This is a genomic window from Clostridium sp. ATCC 25772, assembly GCF_001573875.1.
Classification (GTDB): Bacteria; Bacillota; Clostridia; order Clostridiales; family Clostridiaceae; genus Clostridium_J; species Clostridium_J senegalense.
This window is the reverse complement of record NZ_LFRG01000167.1, coordinates 1-619: the sequence shown is the minus strand read 5'-3', so window position 1 is coordinate 619 and position 619 is coordinate 1. Positions and strand designations below refer to the sequence as shown.

General features: G+C 32.6%; 1 protein-coding gene. It reads right to left on the bottom strand.

What is annotated here, in order from left to right; translation table 11 throughout:
- Positions 1–619 (bottom strand): SBBP repeat-containing protein (locus tag AZI32_RS17385; RefSeq protein WP_206406653.1); only part of this gene is annotated, 619 nt, incomplete at both ends.

Sequence of the window (619 nt, the reverse complement as noted above, 5' to 3'; positions counted from 1 at the left end):
AAGCGTTACTAGAAGAATCCAGGGCAATATCATAACTAATATCGAAATAATTGCCATGTATATAAGCTGAATAAGGAAGTGCTGTTCCTAAATCATTAACTTTAATTATATATACTGAAGCAGATGCATTGCTTAGATTATTAGGCCCAAGTTTATTGATCACAGGAAAATCTGAAGAATAAGTATAACCTGTTATATAAGCTTCAGAAAGAGCGTTAACATCTATGCCTAGCCCCCAATCATCTCCATTTCCATCAATATATACAGAGTAAGGCAAGTTTGTTCCTGTACTATCAATCTTAGTAATAAATACTGCATTTTTATTACCGTTTAAAACGGTATAAGTTGATGGATAATTAGAGGAAGTAGTATTACCTGTAATGTAAGCATTATCGTTTGAATCTAAAGCTATGGCATATCCCCAATCATTACCATTTCCGTGTATATATACAGAATAAAGTATATTACCTCCAGTAGAATCAAGTTTAGTAACAAATAGAGCCTTATTTCCATCAGGGTTTATACCTTGGTTAAAAGTTGTTGGAAAATCAAGGGAAGTAGTAAATCCAGTGATATAAACGTTATTGTATAAGTCAACAGCTATTCCGTAAGACTGATC